General features: G+C 38.4%; 15 protein-coding genes. 6 read left to right on the top strand and 9 right to left on the bottom strand.

The genetic code is table 11. The features are described from left to right. Window positions 1–634: 634 nt before the first annotated feature. The 4 genes from RMY00_RS20430 (at window position 635) to RMY00_RS20415 (ending at window position 7571) form a co-directional block, all read left to right on the top strand. Window positions 635–3277, top strand: coding sequence for a M1 family metallopeptidase (locus RMY00_RS20430; protein WP_322649286.1), 2643 nt, complete (start codon window positions 635–637; stop codon window positions 3275–3277). A gap of 1003 nt (window positions 3278–4280) precedes the next feature. Then, complete coding sequence (locus RMY00_RS20425; protein ID WP_322649285.1) at window positions 4281–6005, top strand: AarF/ABC1/UbiB kinase family protein; 1725 nt, start codon at window positions 4281–4283, stop codon at window positions 6003–6005. 28 nt (window positions 6006–6033) lie between these two features. Next, window positions 6034–6408 (top strand): hypothetical protein, encoded by a 375-nt coding sequence (locus tag RMY00_RS20420; protein WP_322649284.1) that lies wholly within the window; start codon window positions 6034–6036, stop codon window positions 6406–6408. Window positions 6409–6689: 281 nt separating this feature from the next. After that, the gene (locus RMY00_RS20415) at window positions 6690–7571 is read left to right on the top strand and encodes a hypothetical protein (RefSeq protein WP_322649283.1); all 882 of its coding nucleotides are present in this window, start codon (window positions 6690–6692) and stop codon (window positions 7569–7571) included. A 39-nt stretch (window positions 7572–7610) separates the two neighbouring features. On the opposite strand, the gene RMY00_RS20410 is transcribed toward RMY00_RS20415, so the two are convergent. The 9 genes from RMY00_RS20410 to RMY00_RS20370 form a co-directional block, all read right to left on the bottom strand. Continuing rightward, window positions 7611–8651, bottom strand: a complete 1041-nt coding sequence (locus tag RMY00_RS20410; protein WP_322649282.1) for an Npun_R2821/Npun_R2822 family protein — start codon at window positions 8649–8651, stop codon at window positions 7611–7613. Window positions 8652–8667: 16 nt separating this feature from the next. Beyond that, window positions 8668–9558, bottom strand: coding sequence for an Npun_R2821/Npun_R2822 family protein (locus RMY00_RS20405; protein ID WP_322649281.1), 891 nt, complete (start codon window positions 9556–9558; stop codon window positions 8668–8670). Between the two features lie 3 nt (window positions 9559–9561). Beyond that, the gene (locus RMY00_RS20400; protein ID WP_322649280.1) at window positions 9562–10545 is read right to left on the bottom strand and encodes an Npun_R2821/Npun_R2822 family protein; all 984 of its coding nucleotides are present in this window, start codon (window positions 10543–10545) and stop codon (window positions 9562–9564) included. Window positions 10546–10548: 3 nt separating this feature from the next. Further along, window positions 10549–11508, bottom strand: a complete 960-nt coding sequence (locus RMY00_RS20395; RefSeq protein WP_322649279.1) for a glycosyltransferase family 10 domain-containing protein — start codon at window positions 11506–11508, stop codon at window positions 10549–10551. 38 nt (window positions 11509–11546) lie between these two features. Beyond that, window positions 11547–12782: a glycosyltransferase gene (locus RMY00_RS20390; RefSeq protein ID WP_322649278.1), complete on the bottom strand. Its 1236-nt coding sequence runs from the start codon at window positions 12780–12782 to the stop codon at window positions 11547–11549. A gap of 4 nt (window positions 12783–12786) precedes the next feature. After that, on the bottom strand, window positions 12787–15108 hold the full coding sequence (locus RMY00_RS20385) for an ATP-binding cassette domain-containing protein (RefSeq protein WP_322649277.1): 2322 nt from the start codon (window positions 15106–15108) through the stop codon (window positions 12787–12789). A gap of 94 nt (window positions 15109–15202) precedes the next feature. After that, on the bottom strand, window positions 15203–16354 hold the full coding sequence (locus RMY00_RS20380; RefSeq protein WP_322649276.1) for a glycosyltransferase family 4 protein: 1152 nt from the start codon (window positions 16352–16354) through the stop codon (window positions 15203–15205). Window positions 16355–16458: 104 nt separating this feature from the next. After that, complete coding sequence (locus tag RMY00_RS20375; RefSeq protein WP_322649275.1) at window positions 16459–17301, bottom strand: hypothetical protein; 843 nt, start codon at window positions 17299–17301, stop codon at window positions 16459–16461. Between the two features lie 45 nt (window positions 17302–17346). After that, the gene (locus RMY00_RS20370; protein ID WP_322649274.1) at window positions 17347–18270 is read right to left on the bottom strand and encodes an alpha-1,2-fucosyltransferase; all 924 of its coding nucleotides are present in this window, start codon (window positions 18268–18270) and stop codon (window positions 17347–17349) included. Between the two features lie 539 nt (window positions 18271–18809). Here RMY00_RS20370 and gloB point away from each other — a divergent pair. Both gloB and rplI read left to right on the top strand, forming a co-directional pair. After that, entirely contained in the window at window positions 18810–19583 is a 774-nt protein-coding gene (gene gloB, locus RMY00_RS20365; protein ID WP_322649273.1) for a hydroxyacylglutathione hydrolase, read from the top strand. 287 nt (window positions 19584–19870) lie between these two features. Next, a complete protein-coding gene (gene rplI, locus RMY00_RS20360; RefSeq protein ID WP_229488332.1) occupies window positions 19871–20329 on the top strand; it encodes a 50S ribosomal protein L9 in 459 nt (152 codons plus the stop codon). Window positions 20330–20454: the final 125 nt, after the last annotated feature.

The following is a 20454-nucleotide window of genomic DNA, read 5'->3' as shown; positions in this document are numbered from 1 at the left end:
CTCAGATTGTCACCGAGATTTATACAAGTGTCACTGTAGAGTTTTCGGATTTATTAATAATTTCCGCTCATTGATCGGTATTTACTGATAAAATTAGTAGTCCTGTAAGTTAGCAGTCTAAAATAATTACTCTAAAAAATACTTTCACGAGATGGGGAGCGAATCGGCAAATGATATGCTGTTCATTTCAAACAAAATAGCCTGCTCAACAGTGGCAAGCTATCCTAAGTTATAGGACTCCTGTCTGATTTGTAAGGAAAATTTCAGATAAAACCCTGATAAACGAGCTTTTCAGTCTCAGTATGTTTTCAAAAATCGAATCGGAGTCCTATATAAGAATAATTAGGAGTGTTTGTACTTAATTAAAAGTTATCGAGGTGCAAGAGACTCTTGACTTGATGCCAAAAAAGTGCAAAACATCAGTAGTAAATGCGGGAGGGATATGGAAAAAAGTCCAAGGATCGCCAGCTAATCTTCGGAAATTCCGGTGAGATTAATTTTAATCCCCCCCAAAAGGGAATTCTCACCTCCATAATGCCCTATTAATTTGGGAAATATATTTAGACACCGCTATTTTACTTAACAACATCCAGCCAAGCCAGACTTTTCAGGATTACAAGGTCAGTAAGGATCAATGTCGAAGTTTTATTTTGATACAGATAATAACGTACACAAACCTTTTGAGTTACCGGGAGCAAGACCACACTACAGCCCCGATCGCCCCGGACAGGTAGAGCATATTTTTCTGGATCTCAGCTTGGATATACCCAAGCAAAGCTACCAGGGCAATTGTAGCATTCGCCTCTTACCAATCCGTAATGGCATTGATCGTTTGACTTTGGATGCTGTCAACCTGAATATCGAGTCTGTACAGGTGGACAAAGTGCCACAAAATTTTGACTACGACGGGGAACAGCTTTCTATCCAACTTGCTGAGGCGACTCAAAGTGGTAAACGCTTGCTAATTGCGATCGCCTATTCAGTAACAAAACCGCAACGCGGTCTTTACTTTATTCAACCAGACAAGCACTACCCAAACAAGCCAACTCAAGTTTGGACTCAAGGAGAAGACGAAGACTCTCGCTTTTGGTTCCCCTGCTTTGATTATCCAGGACAACTGTCCACTTCCGAAATTCGCGTTCGTGTCCCCAACCCTCTCGTAGCAATTTCTAACGGCGAATTGATTAACACCACAGAAGATGGTGATTACAAAATCTATCATTGGTCACAGCAACAAGTTCATCCTACCTACTTGATGACTTTAGCAGTAGGTGACTTTGCCGAAATTCAAGATGAGTGGAATGGGAAACCAGTTACCTACTATGTAGAAAAGGGACGGGAGGAAGATGCTAAACGCAGCATGGGCAAAACTCCCCGCATGATCGAATTTCTGAGCCAAAAGTATGGCTATCCTTATGCTTTCCCGAAATACGCCCAGGTTTGCGTCGATGATTTCATCTTTGGCGGGATGGAAAACACCTCCACAACACTATTAACGGATAGATGCTTGCTGGATGAACGCGCCGCTTTAGATAACCGTAATACTGAAAGTTTAGTCGTCCATGAACTCGCGCACCAGTGGTTTGGTGATTTGGTGGTGATTAAGCATTGGTCTCATGCTTGGATTAAGGAAGGGATGGCTTCTTATTCTGAGGTGATGTGGACAGAACAGGAATATAGTTTAGAAGAAGCAGCTTACTATCGTTTATTAGAAGCTCGTCGTTACTTAAGTGAAGATAGCAGTCGCTATCGTCGCCCGATGGTAACACATGTATACCGGGAAGCTATTGAGCTTTACGATCGCCACATTTACGAAAAAGGGTCTTGTGTTTATCACATGATTCGGGCCCAATTAGGAGATGAGTTGTTTTGGCAGGCTATCCAAACATTTGTTCAAGATAATGCCCACAAAACCGTAGAAACAGTAGACTTACTCAGGTCGATTGAAAAGGCTACCGGACATAATCTTTTATTCCTCTTTGACCAATATGTTTTTCGTGGTGGTCATCCTGATTTTAAAGTAGCTTACTCTTGGGATGGGGATGCTAAATTAGCAAAAATCACGGTAACTCAAACCCAAGCTGCTGAAGGTCAAAATGGTAGTAAGGATTTGTTTGATTTAAAAATACCTATTGGTTTTGGCTATACCCAACAAGGAGAAGTTAGGAGTGAGGAGTTAGGAGTTAAAAATAATTCCAAACTCCAAACTCCTAACTCACAACTAAAAACTTTTGTAGTGCGAGTAAATGAACGTGAACAAAGCTTTTACTTTCCCCTAGAAAATAAGCCCCAATTTATCAGCTTTGATGTTGAGAATAATTATCTGAAAACAGTAGCGTTAGAGTATCCAATATCAGAGTTAAAAGCACAGTTAGAATTTGATCACGACCCCATTTCACGTATTTACGCAGCAGCAGCTTTGGCAAAAAAAGGTGGATTAGAAGCTATTATTGCACTATCTACATCGCTAAAAAATGACCCATTGTGGGGTGTGCGTGTGGAGGCGGCGAAACAACTAGCGCAAATCAATTTAGACCAAGCCTTTGATGGTTTAGTTCTTGGGTTAAAAGATAAAAATGCTTACGTACGACGAGCTGTAGTGGAAGCACTTGCTCAAATCAAAACTGCTGAAAGCTATAAAGCAGTCAGAGGGTTAGTGCAAAAGGGCGATCCTAGCTACTACGTGGAAGCAGCAGCTTCTCGTGTGATCGGGGCGATTGCATCTGCAAACTTGGAAGATAAACCCAAGGAAGACAAGGTATTAAAGCTGCTAAAATCCGTTTTAGAAGAAAAGGCGGGTTGGAATGAAGTGATTCGGAGTGGTGCAGTTACCGGTTTAGCTGAATTCAAAACCTCGGAAGCAGCTTTAAATTTGCTAATCGAATATACCAAACTCGGTGTACCACAACCGCTACGTTTAGCCACAATTCGCGCTTTAGGAAAGATTTCTGTAGGTCAAAGTCCGGTTAATTTAGAACGGATTTTAGAAAAATTAACAGAACTAGCGAAAGAAACCTTCTTTTTAACGCAAGTTGCGGTAGCAGCAGCATTAGGACAAATGGAAACACCTAAAGCAGTGGGGATTTTGCGATCGCTAGCTGAACAAACAGCTGATGGGCGTGTGCGTCGCTACGCTGAAGAAGAAATTTCTAAGGTGCAAAAGAATATTGGTTCAGAAAAAACCCTGCGTCAATTGCGTGAGGATTTTGACCAACTCAAACAGCAAAATCAGGAATTGAGAAGCCGTTTAGAAAACTTGGAGGCTAAATCTAAATAGCATTGCACGATGGTTAAAAGTAGCTAATTGGTAATTGGTAAGTGTGGCTAAATCACTACCAATTACCAAATTTATAATACTTATAAATAATAATTCTGTTATAAGTTTGGGGTTGATTCTTCTACCTAAACTATACAATTCTAGGGCTAGTACAGCACGATGTAAATACTATTATCATTATCCATATTCTTATAATAGTTAAAGTGTCGCGCTCATCCGATATCCCGCCCAGAACTTAAGTTCTGCGGTTCATAGCTAAAGTCCACTCAAGTGGACTGAAATTTTCCAAGCTTTTCCTAATTAAATGAGGTACATCAGAGGAAGCCAGGAGCTTGCTCTGGGTTCTATACCTACTTAACTCAGAGCGCTATAAGATAGCCTTCTACATGGCTGAAAATTTTGTATTTAACGAGGTTCAGGGGTTTAAGTCTCCTGCTTCTATCAAGCAGCGCGAATTGAACGCCTAAATCTAAATCCCTGTTACAAAACGTAATTGCTCTCTTCGTAGCGGGGCGTTCGCTTTTAGGGTCTCCAAGAGTTGCCTATTGCGAATTGGTTTAATCCTCCTGAGAGGAATGTAAGCTATTAACCTTGGAATTTATTCCGAGGCGAGAATGGTAACAAAGATTAAATCCAAGACAGTAATAGTACTACTACTTCATATAAATGTTAGTAAATAAAGTTACTTACGATCGCAGTTGATTTAAATTTGCATAATCAGACACAGGTAGATATTTATATTTTTATAAATAATGGTTAAGAAAAAATAAAATCATCTAAAAGTGGGATAAGTAGTTGTAGTTTTATAAAGTATAATTAAGAAAAAGATAAACAAATCTTAGGCAGTAACACAAGCTAAAATCACGGCGAACCGTATCCCAAAGGGGTAGAGTTCTAGTTGTTTTAGATAAAAGACTACCGCTATCCTGAACTTGCAAGTAATTTGTGGGTTAGGAGAAAAACAATCATTGTAAATTTTTCAGTTGAAGAGGCAAATAAAGGCGTGGGTCAGTATCAACCTGCTCTGCTAAAACTCTATAATCCAGAGGCGATCGCTCGCTACTATAGTTACCGTCCCTGGTTAGCATGGGGGCGACTCCTGAGAATTATCTTCTCTTTTGCGGGATTTATACTCAGTCTCAAGTGGGACGAATGGCAAGATAAAGTTGAGCAGAACAAGGGTAAACGAGCTATCCAGTTGCGAGAACTGCTCACCCGCCTTGGCCCAACTTTTATCAAAGTTGGTCAAGCCCTCTCTACCCGGCCTGACCTAATCCGTAAGGACTTTTTAGAAGAACTGATCAAGTTACAAGATCAGTTACCACCTTTCGATAATGCGATCGCTTACAAAATTATCGAAAGTGAACTAGAACGTCCCATTCACGAAAGCTTTAGCGAACTGTCGCCTAGCCCAGTAGCTGCTGCTAGCTTGGGTCAAGTATATCGTGGTCGTCTGATCAGTGGCGAAGAAGTCGCAGTGAAGGTGCAACGCCCCAACTTACGCCCGATTCTCACGCGTGACCTCTATTTATTGCGGTGGGGGGCGAGTTGGGTAGCTCCCTGGTTGCCCCTTAATCTCGGTCACGACCTAACTTTAATCGTGGACGAGTTCGGCACGAAGTTATTTGAAGAAATCGACTACATAAATGAAGGCCGCAACGCCGAAAAATTTGCTAGCAACTTCCGCAACGACCCGCAAGTAAAAGTTCCAGGCATTTACTGGCGTTATACAAATACCCACGTTTTAACCCTGGAATGGATTGACGGCTTTAAGTTGACAGATACTAAACGCATCAAGGAAGCAGGTTTAGATCCAGAAGCGATTATCCAAATTGGCGTTACATCAGGGTTGCAACAGCTTTTAGAACACGGCTTCTTTCACGCTGACCCTCATCCTGGCAATTTGTTTGCTGTGCTCGATGGTCGGATGGCTTATATTGACTTCGGCATGATGGATCAGTTGGAGGAAAGCACCAAAGAAACACTAGTGGATGCGCTAGTGCATTTGGTGAATAAAGACTACACCGACTTAGCTGAAGATTTTGTAAAATTAGGATTTTTGACTCCAGACACGAATATTTGCCCGATTGTGCCAGCCTTGGAAGCGGTGCTAGGAAATGCAATTGGCAAAAATGTCAAGGATTTTAACTTCAAAACTATTACCGATGAATTCTCGGAACTGATGTATGAATATCCTTTCCGAGTCCCGGCGAAGTTTGCTTTGATTATTCGTTCTTTGGTGACTCAAGAAGGTATTGCCCTTAGCCTCAACCCGAATTTCAAAATTGTTGAGGTGGGTTATCCCTATATAGCACGGCGCTTGCTGACAGGGGAATCGCCAGAATTACGGCGGCGATTATTGAATGTGTTGTTCAAAGATGGTAAATTTCAGTGGCAGCGATTAGAGAATTTGATTGCGATCGCTCGGACTGATAATAACTTTGATGTGTTACCCACAGCCCAGATGGGGTTCCAATTTTTAATTTCAGAAGAAGGGAAATTTCTGCGGCGGCAGCTAGTGCTTGCTCTTACTGAAGATGACCGCCTCCACACCGAAGATGTCCAACGCCTGTGGAACCTGGTTAAAGATGACATAAAACCAGATCGTTTATTAAATGTAGCGATCGGAATTTTAACAGACTTATCCAGAGAAGGCGCAGCTGCTATCCTACCAAAGGCTACATCCCTTGCGCTTTTTGCTGGGAATCAGTCAACAAACAAAAACTAAAAAATCTTTAATATAATCAGGAGTTTTGATGTACTATTTTCCTCTACAACCGCCTTATTTTCTGTTACTTGTTGGCTTTCTAACAGCATTAACATCTGGTTTAGCATTATCTGGCACTTTGAAAGTAATTGTACAAAAATGGCCAAGCGAACGAACAGAAAATACTAAACCGCGTTCCTCACTCAAACAATTATTTGTGCCATTTATCGGTATAACTGGCGGTACTAGTCTATTTCTGTCTTCAGGGTTAGCAATATTTGGTTTTCCTACTTCCTTGGCTTTAGGAGTCGGTTTACCAATTAGTCTGTTTACTTGTTTATTAGTTTGGTTACAACTGGGAAGTATGATGACCTTTATAGAACGCGAAGGTATGCAATCTTTAGATTTAGATTCTTTTTCTTAGATAGTATAACGCTTCATTAACATCCAAATTACCCTAAATTATCACCGCCAGCAATGATATTTCGCTACAAATGAGATCATTAGCTAGTGGTGAATACCTATTTTGTATTAAAATTTTATAAATATAAGATTTCATTGCGTTAAGATTACGTACAAATACTGAAATTTGCATCCGCAGTGTCTCTGTTAAAAAGATAACAAGTATGACTCAAAGTATACTCGACTTTGTTTAGAATTTTGGCGTTGCAGATTTTTATTTAATTAGAAGGAGCGTAAAAAGCTATGAATCAAGACAAAAAGGCATTTTGTTTTTGTACTTTAGCATGTGGCAAGAACTATCGCAATCTTGCATTGTTATTAGCAAAAGATATCGAAAAATATTCGCCTAACACATCTTTTGTTATTTTAACTGATTTTCCTAGCGACTTTAGCCAACAACCTAACGTTTTGGCATTTAAGCATAGACAACAAAGCGTTAAGTTTTATCATGACAAAAGATTTGCAATAGCCAAGAGTTTATCTCTATTTAATTCATGCATATTCATTGATGCAGATATGCGAATATTAGCGCCAGTTCCACAAAATCTGAAATGCATTTCAATGCCAGGAATAACGGCAAGAGGTTGTGAAAACATGACAAAAAAGTATGCTAGAGTTCTAACTGGCAATCCCGACCCCAGACTTCTGAAAGAGTTTAAAGTGGCTAAAAAGGCCGCTTCAAAGTTAAATTTAGAACTAGAAAATGAAAATATTAACTTTGTTTATGAATATTTATTTACAGTTACAAAAGACTCTGGAAAGGAAATGGAATTTCTTAAACAATGGGAAATTCTAGCATCTTATTGTGAGTTAAATGGACTGTATGATTGCGAAGGAAATGCAATAGGTTTAGCAGCCGCTAAAGCAGGTTTACCAGTTAGATGGAGTGCAATGGAGGGTATCTCTTTCTTTAAGAATAGAATCGAATTTGTCAGAATCAAAAAGGGAGAATCGAAAATGGAGGATATGGCAATATATTTTGAGCAACAAACAAAGTTAGAATACCCCGAACGCTTCATTGGACAGAAAATTATAGTTAAAAGCAATAAAATTATTAAGTATTTATATAATTTACTGCGTTTAAGAATTTTAACTTTGAAAGACTTTGATTTTTATTACCGATAATTAAGCAATAGATAAGCTAAAAACTACACAACCTTTAAGTCAAGTTTGATTAGTAATTCTATCCTTGAAATTACGATAGTTTAGCTTGATATTGTTGATTTTTTGATTGAAAAAACTTGTACTAGTCTTTTGCAAACGTAGTAGTGGACTCTGACGCTTCAAGCTTGTGGGTTTTTGTTCTGGCGACTTTAAATATCTATAATACAAAAACACATCTCGATATGGAATATTAATATCTTCACCAGCGCAAAGTTGAGTAAAGTTTGATGAACTTATACTCATATAGTGCAGATATGTCAGCTGCCGCCCTTGGTCGTAAAGGACGTTATCAACTACATCAAATCGAGAACTCCAGTGATTACCTGTTGACTGTTTGCAGTCATGAAAAGCAAAGTTATAATATGGAATTCCGCTTTTCAATACCATATAGTTAAATAAAGATTGGTCAGGGCCTAAACAACACATGACTTCGGCTTCGCCTGCTATTAATTTGTCGAGAAAGTCGGCTCTTATAGCTGGAGAAAAAATGTTTTTCTTAGTGGCAAACCAACCAGCACAAAATATCTTAGATTGCAAGTTATCTAAATTAAAAACTTGCTGCATTTGCTCTGGTAAACCATCAAAAACAAATTTTAAATCAGACTTATATTGAAAATCATTGACTACCCAATCATAGGCATCTAATTTTTCATATACATAATCTACAGGCCCCATTAACAAAGTATCTGCATCAAAATAAATAAATCTATCAAAGGGGCCGTCCACAGCACACAATTTGCGGTGCATTGGTAGCCGATAGAGTTCTGGAAAGCCCCACCCTCGCCAAGTTTTCTGTGCTCTAGGATAATTTTTCCATATCTGAGTAGCAAAGTCATCCCAGTAAGCTATGGAATCATAATCTTCAAATAAGCTGACATTATCTCTAGAGGCAATTTCTGCCTTTACTTTGTCTAACTGCTCATTATATGGAAGTATACAAATAGGAATTTTCCTGCCGGCATTAGCTTCTATACTATTGAGCAATGCAACTAATTGGTCATAGACGACATCATTGGCTAGGATATAAATGCCATCAGTCATTGGGATACTCCTAATATTAAGTACGGGCAGTAACAAAGGGAAATAAACGGCGAGTCAGTTTAGGGATGAAGGCGAATTTACCTTCATGGAGATAGCGATAATGTTCCCACAATTGCCAATAGGGACTACCAACTTTCATCCGTGTACCAGCCCAATGGAGATATTTTAGTCGTTGTCCTCGGTCATAGAGGGCGTAGTCTTGCTGTTGGAAATTTTGCGAACCGGCCCAACTACCAGGCCCGCCTCCTGGAATTTTGACGAGATTACCACGTTTGGCAATTAGTTTAAGAACAAGATAATTTAAAATAGGTTGGTCTGTAACTCCTTCAGAAAAATCGAAATATTCTCGATGTGCAGCACATTCGCGCAAAGCTTCGTCCATTTGTTGTTCGGTAATAGTTCCTTTTCTAGAAGCCCAAAAACCGCTATTGAAAACGTCTTCAAGTTGGGCATCTGAAAAAATTTGCTGCTCTTTCACAAATGGGGAAAATATATTTCGCAGCTTGTCATTAGCATGATGGTAATCGCAACAGAAAAAATCAACTTCTGAAAGTTTGTCTAAATTGTCAACGATTTTTTCAAAAACGACAATATCAGTATCAATATAAATAAACTCATCTAAAGGGCCAAACCACGCCACTAGTTTACGCATCTTGTTGGGTAAAGCCAGGAAATCTCGATCAAAAATTTCTCCGATGCGTTTGGTAAATTTATCAATAAGTTCTAAATCTGGAAAAATTTCTACTTTATGTAAGGTAGTAAGCTGCTCTGCTACCTTATGATAATTTTCATTAAAAGGTATGAGATAAACGGTAACTTCTGGGTCATAGTAACGAATGCTATTAAGTAAAGCGATCGCATTATCAATAACCCGGTCATTGGCAACAATATAAATGCCCCTAGTCATAAATTATCCTTGGTTAATCAACCTAAGTTTTCGCAAAGCTCTTGTAAGTAAATTTGGTATTGGAGCGTCATCATAATTTTTAGGAGGATCTGTAAAGACTGGACGCTTTTCTGGCTCGTGTAAATAACGATAATAGAGAAATAAATCTCGATAAGGAAACTCAATATTTTCTCCAGCACATACTGCTTGATTAATATTAGGAGGAACACCAATATAATGAATATAAGTTAGTCGATTGTCTTTGTCATAGAGAATATGTTCTCGTTCTTCAAAGTGCTTAGATGTGGCAGAACATCCAGTTTTTTGATTATCTGGTAATTGTTGAGCAAAGTTATAAAGAGAAAGATTAGACCTCATAACCATGTAGTTGATCAGTGGTTGTTCACCAGCACCTTCATACAAAATTTCCGCTTCCCCATTTTTTTGTAGATGGGATATTAAAAAATCTCTTTGCTCTGTATTAAATATGCCCTGTTTTGAACCATAGAAGCCTGAGCAAAATATTTCGGAATCAATGCGTTTTTGCTCGAAAACTTTTAGTAATTTAGGCGAATTAACATTGTATACTTTAGTGACATCTTTAAATTGAAAATCATAGACAACAAAATCATAACTATCTAATTTTTCAAACACCGCCGCCAGAGAGTTCATTACTAAGGTGTCTGCATCTAAATAGATAAACTTATCAAATGGCCCATCAAAAGCACAAAAACGACGGTGAGCGCCATATAAGCGGAATTTACTACGATTCAATCGTTCTGGCGCTGCTGAAAGCATAAATTCATCCCAGCGATTAATTGATTCTTGATTATCGTAAAGAAATACATTAGGTCGTTTAGCTATTTCATCAGCAATTCGCTGTGTCTGATCATCGAAAGGATAGATACAAACAGGCGTTTCTGGGCCCAAGATCGCATCAATACTGTTAAGCAGAGCCACCAATTGATCGAAAACATAATCATTGCCAAGAGTACAAATACCATTCATAATTTATGAGTGTTGATCAACAAAGTTTGACAACCAGTTAAGCAGATTTAATTTGTGTAAAATGATTTGACGTGCTTCTGCGATCACATCTTTGGCAGCATACCAAGCATCAGGTGTAGCTGTCACTTCTTGGATGTAGGCAATGCCTTTTTCATCTAAACTGGGTAATCGCAAGAAACTACCAGGTGGCAATAATTTATCAGCAGCCGGGCCGCCATAGTAAATTGGTAGACACCAAGCAAGTAAACTATCCCAAAGTTTCTCACTCACATACCAATTATTATCAGCATAATTTTCGATTGCTAGATTGTAATAATATGGTGCCATCCCATACCACTTATTACCCAGTTCTCCTGACTTTTTCGCCCATTGTGGTAAGTTGCGTCCATACAAATCAAATTTAATACCACTAGATTGTAGAGACTGCAAAAAGTCTAAACGCTGGCGATGGTTGACAGTGCGGCTAATTCCTGAAGTAATCCAACTACATAGAGCAACCTTTTCAGGAGGTAGCATTTCATTTAAATCTTGAAATGAATTTGAATGATACCAAATAGCAGGCATGTAGTCAGGAGTGGGGGCAAAATCATCTGGGCCAGAAATGTAACCGCAATACTTTTTGGCTTCTTGGTAATTATGATTAGTGATTTCTACAATTTCATCTAAAGGCGGTTCTCTTAGTAAATAAATAATCCGTTCTTTACTAACATCACGCAGTAAAGAATCAACACTTATTATTGATTTTTGCTGCCGTTTACGAAAACTATCGAACCAAGATGTTTTTGGCGCTGCTTGAGGAAAATCAAATTGATACATCAGCAGAAAATCTGGTTTTGCTGCCAGTGCTTGCATTTGGATATTGCCCCAAGCTCCAAATTGATTTGGAGTTTGTTGCCACAGCCAATCGGCTCTAGTTTCTAAACCTCGATAGCTGCTAATCATGCCTACAGTTTTGATATTCATTTTATTTATTAGTTAGTTATTATCATTAGTTATTTTCCTTATACAACAAGTTGGGGTAACAGAGATTCATCAACATAACTCAGAATCTTTGCCGCTCTATTTTCCCAAGAGAACTGCTTAACAAAATTGATACTATCTGGATAACCTTCTATTTTTCTGGGATGAGTTTCTAAAACCCGCTTTAGGCATTCAGCAAATTGACTAGGGTTATCTGGCTCACACCAAGCAGCGATGGCTTCGCCAACACCTCCGGTGAACGCTTGAGTATTTTGAAATTCAACTAATGATGGAATTTTTGTTGCTACAATGGGAGTCCCTGAGGCGAAGTAGTCAAAGAGCTTTAATGGAGATGTGAAAGTTGCCGCTTTTCCTGAACAATGAGGGTGAGCTAAAACATCAGCTGCTTGTAGCAAAGATGCTAAATCATTATGTAATATATAGCCCAAAAATTTAATATTATGAACTTGTTTTTCTTTTACCAATTGCTGATAATATTCGACATCTTTTGGCTTACCACCAGCACAAGCAAATTGCACATTAGGCATTTCTTGAGCTACATCAATTAATACATCGATACCCTTAAATTGCTGTAAAGCTCCCGCATAAACTACCAATTTTTGACTTTCATCTTGCAATAGTTTTTGACGCCATTCGGTTGCTTTTTCTGGTTGTCTATCCATAAATAAGCGATTAAAACCATTGTGCATTGTAATCACTTTTTCTGGTGGCATACCATTTTTAATCATGCTTTCGCGGATGGTGTCTATAACGGTGACAGCAATTTGCAATAGCGGATTTTTAACAATTTCTGGCTCAAATGGTTTGTCTTCGTGGTGGTGGTGTTCATAAATTGCCGGAACGCCATTTTTGATGGCAGCTTTGACAAAATTCCAGTTGCGACTGTGGACAAGTTTAGTAGTTGGAAGTATGTGAAATGGTAAATAATACTTGCTGGCAATCGTGTTAGAGTCAGTAAATTTGCTCCGAAAATGGTCAATTGGCCAAGGCATAGGTAAAGGAGCAACTTTTAACTTGTCATGGAGGTTGTAATATTTGATCAGTTCTGTTGGTGTTTCTCTGGGTTGAAAAGGACGAGCTAAATTAGCTGGATTAATAGCTTTTGCTCCTTTTTCAAGATATACCAAAACTGTTGAGTATCCCAAGTTTGCAGCGCCGTTAGCTGCATTTGTAGACTGCACTAGGTGAGCCTCTGGCTGCGGCAACTCTTCACCAATGAAAAAAATATAGTGTTTTTGTAAAGCAGAATTTTTCATAAATTTAGATATTAATACTATTTTCAAATTTTTCTAAATTGTCGAGCAAAGATATAGCAGATTCATAACTTTCAGTAATTAATCCCTTTTGTTCTTCTGGGGTATATATCAAATTATCAGTTAGAGAACGGAGAGAGCCAAGTATAAGATTGATAGTAGTCCGAAACTCACTGGAGAGATAATTAAATGTCTGACAATAGGTGCGTATAATATCTTGATTTTCTTCAGAAATTGAGATAAATTCTCCCTTTATTTGCAAGTTGATAACATCTTCAAAAACATCTATGGTGTTGAGAATTCTCCAAGCTGATTTGTAAGAATCTTCAATTAATTGCTGCTGTTCTTGGGAATTGTCTACTAGCTCGTCAAGTAACAAGTGCAGAAACCCAATCATTGAGTTCAACTGTGTCCGAATTTCGTGAGAAATGCGGAGCAAGCTTTGTTTATGTTTAATAGCGGCTTCAGGATGTTCAACAAATTTCTTTGAGTTTAGGCGCATTGCCTTAAAAATTTTTGTCTGAATTAAGTCTTTCTTAGGCTGCTCGCTAAATTGCATTGAGTACAAACGTGAGTAGTAACCACCTTTTGGTAACAGTTCATCATGGGTTCCTACTTCTACCACCTTTCCTTGATCTAATACGGCAATTTGATCGGCTTTTTGGACTGTGGAAAGGCGGTGAGCAATTACAAGGGTTGTGCGATCGCGACTCAATTCATCTAGTGCAGATTGTACTAAACGCTCGGAAACGGTATCTAAAGCGCTGGTGGCTTCATCTAAAATCAGAATTTCTGGATTTTGGAGCAAGGCGCGGGCGATTGCTAATCTTTGCCTTTGTCCACCAGATAACATCACGCCGCGATCGCCAATTAAGGTGTCAAATCCTTGAGGCAATTTGCTAATAAACTCATAAGCATTTGCTCGCTTGGCTGCTGTCAGAATTTCATCGTCTGTAGCCTCTTCTCGCCCATAAGCAATATTGTTTCGCACCGAGTCATTAAAAAGAAAAGTATCTTGACTAACAATCCCCATTCGCTTTCGCAGGGATACAACATCGAACTCCCGCAAATCAGTACCGTCAATGGTAATACTGCCAGCTATTGGGTCATAGAATCTAGGTAAAAGGTCTGCTAAAGTGGATTTACCAGCACCAGAACTGCCTACTAATGCTAAGGTCGTGCCATGTGGTAAAAATAAACTTACATCTTTGAGTACCATTTTTTCATGACCAGGATAGGCAAAGCGAAGAGAATTAAAAGATATGCCCTTTTCTAATTTTGTATAGGGAAGCTTACCCTTATCCATGAACGGCTTATCATGAAGGCTTAAAAATTCATTTGCCACATCTACACTGGCGGCGGTACTGGCAAAGTTACTGCGAATAGTATTTAACTGAGAAATTAATGGCAGCACTCGCAGCAGCACTAATAGATATGTTAAAAGTACGGTGGAAAGAGAGGAAACCTGACCAGCAAAGAAGGTTTTGCTCAAAAGTACAATTAGCAGTAAAGCTGTAATACCCATCACCTCACTCAAAGGTGTAATCGCTTCCGAATTAACCTGAGATTGGAAATCTGCTAACTCGCGATCGCGAATTAATTTTTGAATCCGTTGATATTCTTTTTCTTCATTTCCCGTTGCTTTTACCAGTCGGATTCCGTTTAAAGTCTCCAGCACAGAGATTGAATATGCTCTAGACATTTCACTCAACTGCTTACCAAAAGTTCTCGACTGAGAGATGGCATACTGATTTATTAACGTCACCAATAACAGCAAAAGCGTAGAAGCAATTGTCAACTGCCAAGATATTGACAGTAATAAACCGACAAAAACTAAAATTGTTATTCCCAGGATAACTATCTTGACTGTACTACCTATCGCACTTGCAGCCCGACCAATTTCTCCACCCAGACGGTTGATTAAATCACCAACCTTTGTTTTTGCATAATAATCTATATCAACTTCTAATAATAGTTTTAACCCAGTTTCGCGCATATCTGATGTTAGCTTTCGAGTTAAAGAACTCGATGCTAATGAGCTGGCATAAGTAGCTAAGTTTTTTAAAAAAATTGTCAAGAGAATCGTTCCGGCCATTATTACTATCCGGTAAGATTCTGGAGCATTATCAAAGGGAGATATCAACCTTTTAAGGATGGGAGGAGCAGAACTTAAATCTACTTCTTGTCCGACAATTTTTAAAATTACTGGCACAATTAAAGCTGTGCTAATTCCATTAAATAAGGCTCCAGAAAATCCTAACAATATTGTCAGCAGAATCAAACCTGGATAGGGTTTAGCAAATCTTAGTAGTAGTTTTCTGGTAGACATTGGCTATTTTTATGCAACTTTAATTTATTAATATTATTCACACTATACTTGCCAAATTTACTAATCATCAAATAAATTAAACCTCCATCAAGATTTACAATCGAGAAATTACCGACTTGAGCACAGAAGCCATAGTCTCTATACTATAGAGTTCCACACATCTTTCTCTTGCCTTGATACCTTTCTGCTCTGCTGACTCGAAATCCTGAAAAATCAATTGTATTTGTTTCGCAAGCTGTTCGGGACAAGCAGGCTCGACTAAATAACCAGTATTACCTAAAATTTTGGGAATATCTCCAACGTGTGTAGATAATACAGGTTTAGCCATTGCCATTCCATCTGTCAACTTTAGGGGAAACTGAGCGCGAGCAGTCAAAGTATCTCGCTGGGGAACAACTACAATGTGGGCGGATGCTACAATTTTAGGCATTAATTCTACGGAGCACCTGGGTAATTTAATAATCCAACGTCCCCACTTTTGAATCAATTTATCGTCATAATCATCGTAAGGGCTACCACCCACAATCACTAATCTCAAATCTGGCTCATCTAGCAAATCGAGTGCCATTAGAATGTCTTCAACCCCCTTGTGAGGTCGTGGTGCCCCAGGAAACATGAGAATTCGATACTCAGAAAGACCGTAATCCGTTCTGCTAGTCTCAGAATCATACTTCTGGGGGTCAAACATTGCGGTATCTTTACCATTAGGTACGTAAACACCACCAAAGCGTTTTTGCAGAAAGTCAGTATCTATCGTTACTGCATCTGCCTTTGCTACTAAGTTTTCCATCCACTTGAGATACAGTGGATGATCTGGAAATTTTAATGCGCCATTTTTCTTGAAAATGTCACGATAGAATTGCTTAAGACTAGGACGATATTTCCACTCATCACCTCCGTGCCAACTGAGTTCCCAGTCATCCATATCTAAAATTAAAGGACGACGACCAATAAATTTTTTTAGTAGTGATAAGCCAAAACTTGTAAACTTAGGTTTTACAGCATAAATAATATCTCCATCTATTTTTTGCAATAGTTGACGAGCAGATATCAGAAATTCTGGATAATTTGTACCTGGGAGAGAAACAACTGAAATGCCAGATGGGGGAATAGCATACAGTTCTTTACCATAAATAAAACCAACAATCTCTACTTGATAATTGAGGCTTTGCAGGACTTGAGCTAGTAAAAAGGCTCGAATACTACCGCCTCCAGATAAATCACCAACAATTAATGAAACTTTCAATTTTGATGTTTCCTCCTGGAAATTCGCAGTTTAAATATTGATAAATATTTAGAATTATTCTTTAATACAGGAAAAAGGCTTGTGCATATATTCATAAAAAGATGTCACTTCTTGCGCCAGGGATTTGTAACTTGATTAGGTAAAAATACTTTAGCAAATCTGTCAAATACCCTTGTGTACAAAGAACGGGTAATATTTTTAGCGTATTGAGGTCGATAAGGATAGGTACAGTGAAGAACTTTAATACTATCCTGAATATTATAAGCCTCCTCCCATTTACTGAGATAATTATAGGTAGGTGGTAGTATTTTCATGTTAGGGCTTACAGATGCGATCGCAGAAGCAAAAGCCCCTTGGTCTTTTAAAAGTAATTTATCTTGATTATTTTTGACAATTTCAAAATAACTTTGAAATTTATCAAAAAATACCTTGTTGACTTCTGTTTTCCTAAAAGCTATCAAACCACTATTATATTGCACACTATCTGCTTGCAAAGGTAATCCGGTAGATTGCAGAATTTGCAAAACATTCGGCAAAATGTCTTCTTGCTTGCCCCGGAGCAAATTTGTAGCTTTAATAATAGAAGGTTGAACATCTTCGGTTAATAGCAAATCATATTCATCCAAATACTCAAATACATCGTTGAGATCGGAAAGTAAGCAAATATCAGAATCTAAGTAAATAGTTTTATCAAATTCAGAAGCTGCATATAGAGCCAGTTTTGCTTGCCGTGATGCTAAAACAGTATTTTCATTTGCAGGCGCAGGCTTTAAAATTACATTTTTGAAAGCCTTTAAAAAAGGATAGAGAATTTTCGGAACTTGATCAATTAAAATGATTATTGGTTCTTGGTGAAACTTTCTAACTGCTGCTAAAAAGTGAATGCAATCTTGAAAAGGGTAAAGTCCAGTTAAAATTGTAATAAATCCTCTAGTTTCTTGTTTCATAACTCAGTTAAATAATTATTTTTCATCCTCATTTGTCAATTTAATTTAATGTGTCCATTCCCAAAAATTTTTACTCCAGTCTTCGTTATAATAAAAAACTCCTTGCCATTGGTAGAAGTGAACAAAATCTTCAATTTTTAACGTTTTATTTACATCCCTAATCATGTAGAGAGGTCGCTCACCGTAAAATGATGCCCACATAGTATAACTACTAGGAGGGCCAATAATATAATCACATTTAGCTAAAGAATACATGTCTTCAATTATATGATTATTGGCATAGGCATAAGATAAATGTTGAAAATATTTGTCATTTTGCTTTTGATTTGAGCAAATCAAAAATGTTACTTTTTTATTAGGAAATAGCATTTGTGCTGATTCCATAACTTTTAAATAATCTTCAACTAAATAAAAATATCTGCCATTTTGATGTTGTTGATAATCTCCATGACGGATATGGACTCCAATGAGTACATCAGTCTGGCTACGAATATTGGATATGAGTTTTGCTACATTTAACTGATAATTCTTTAAAGGTTGAAAGTAAGCACGAATTTTTTGACCATGTTTTTGTAAATTTGAGATATCATTTATAAACCATCCATCACGAAAGATCCATCCTTGAAAAAAGTTTATACTCTCTGCTTTTAACTCTTTTGTAATGTTTGAATTACTCCAGTTAAAGGGCTGATTACGCTTAATATCAATTGTGTTAAAAAGCCCACTTTCAGCTAAATAACGATTTACTTTATAGTAATATTTGCGTAGCAGTTTGTTTCCTGAAATTGAAAATTGGTTAGAAGGATAGCGGCATAAAAAATCTTGAGATGTTGACTCAAAAAAATCAGCGTACTCTTCAAATGCTGGGTTTAAAACTGTAAAATTCTTTTCAATTGCAAATGCCATAAAATGAGCAGATAATAATAATCTGTTACCTAGTTGTCCAGATTTTGCAGAGATTACTAACATGTATAAAAACTTTCAAGACCAATATTACTAATATTTGCTTAAGCTTTAACATACCAATGTATATACATATTAGAATTTCAATTTATTAAACCTGATAATTGAAAGGAAATATCCACTACGATTGAATGGATTTTTGGTATCCTTAAAACAGGAAATAATTAAATAAATCTAACTTTGTATTTGCAGGTATTTCCAGAGAAAATTCACTGATAAATCCAGATGAATTTTGCTTTTTTGTGGTATGTTGACGGTATAACTACGGTTGTATATTATCATAACTGTTAATAACGTATTACATTTGTGCTAACTTGCGTATAAATGCTTGAAACAATTTATGCAATTAGCTTAGTTACTTGCTTAGACTTAGGATTGCTAGGCTAATAATCACTTAATTTGCTTGTTGAGACTGCAAGGGGGCAGAGGAGCAGAGGAGCAGGGGTGAGGGTTTGAAGTTTTTCACCAAAAATTTAATTGTGCAACTTGTAAGCACAAAAGCTTACTCAATACCAAACATCTATGTTGTAAGGGAGGCAAAGGTAATGCACGTAATCCGTTTGGAAGCACTCTCAGACAACTACATATTCTTGCTACACGACCATAAACAAAATATTGCCGCCGTTGTTGACCCGGCGGAGTCTCTACCAGTATTAGAGAAACTGGCAGAATTAAAAGCTGAATTAGTAGCAATTTTTAACACGCACCACCATAACGATCATGTGGGTGGTAATAAGCAACTAATAGAACAATTCCCGCAACTTATAGTTTATGGAGGAGCGGAGGATCGTGGTAGAATTCCCGGACAGCAGGTGTTTTTGCAAGAAGGCGATCGCGTCAAGTTTGCAGACCGCATAGCTGAAGTTATCTTTGTTCCCGGACATACTCGCGCTCACATCGTTTACTACTTTCCCCCAGAAAAAGCTGGTGAGACAGGCGACTTATTTTGCGGCGATACCTTGTTTTCTGGCGGTTGCGGTCGCTTGTTTGAAGGCACACCGAGCCAAATGGTGGACTCTTTAAGTAAACTGCGCTCTCTGCCCGATGATACACGCATCTGGTGTGCCCACGAATACACTTTAAAAAATCTGCAATTTGCCCTAACTTTGGATGGCGGCAATGCCGACTTACAAAGACGCTTCAATGAAGTAAAAGCTTACCGTAGCCGAGGAGAAGCTACCATCCCCTCGCTGCTGGGAGTGGAGAAGCGCACCAATCCCTTTTTACGTTGGGATCAGCAATCATTACAATCAACTGTTAAGAGTAGCGATGCAGTGCAAACCTTTGCGCGGATACGGGAAATGAGAAATAATTTTTAGGGCATGGGAAAGAGGACTTGGGGACAAGGAGAAAGACTTGTTGGAAGTTCTAAACTTTTGTCCCCTTGTCCCCTCTGCTCCCCTGCTCCCCCTGCCTCCTCTGCTCCTTTATCTCCCCACTCCCCAATTCATTCAATTTTCTCTAATAGTTGCGATCGCACCCTTCCTTTCGCTAGGATCTGTAAGCTTTAGGGTATAGGCACACAAGCTTGGAATACAACACTGACATTGTGAGCTATGCAGCCCAAACCCAAATTAATCAGATTTTACAGGAAAAACGAAAAACGATGGCGAAGCGCGTGCAGTTAGTTTTAAATCAAGATATCAGTAAGCTGGGAAAATCTGGCGATTTAGTGGAAGTAGCTCCTGGCTACGCTCGTAATTATCTGATTCCCCAAAAATTGGCAACCAACGCCACTCCTGGTATTCTCAAGCAAGTAGAACGCCGTCGTGAGCAAGAGCGTCAACGGCAATTAGAACTCAGACAACAAGCTCTTGAGCAAAAAGAATCTTTAGAAAAAGTTGGCAGCTTGACAATTGCTAAACAAGTTGGTGAAAACGAAGCAATTTTCGGTACTATCACCACTCAAGATGTTGCAGATGCAATTAAGGCAGCAACCGGTCAAGAAATCGATCGGCGTGGAATTACCATTCCCGATATTAACCACCTTGGTACTTATCAAGCTGAAATCAAGTTGTATTCTGAAGTAGCGGCACAAGTCGATATTCAAGTAGTCGCTAGCTAAGTTACGCGGGAGGAGAGGAAGGGGATAAGGAAGATAAGAGCAAGGGAAGTAAGGCTGACTGATAACTCCTAACCCCCACTTACCCCTCCCTACTCCCTACTCTCAAATAGCTTTCATCTCAAAAC

Source organism: Nostoc sp. ChiVER01 (assembly GCF_034531155.1).
Classification (GTDB): domain Bacteria; phylum Cyanobacteriota; class Cyanobacteriia; order Cyanobacteriales; family Nostocaceae; genus Nostoc.
Note: the sequence above shows the minus strand (reverse complement) of the source record. Positions and strands in the feature narration are given on the sequence as shown.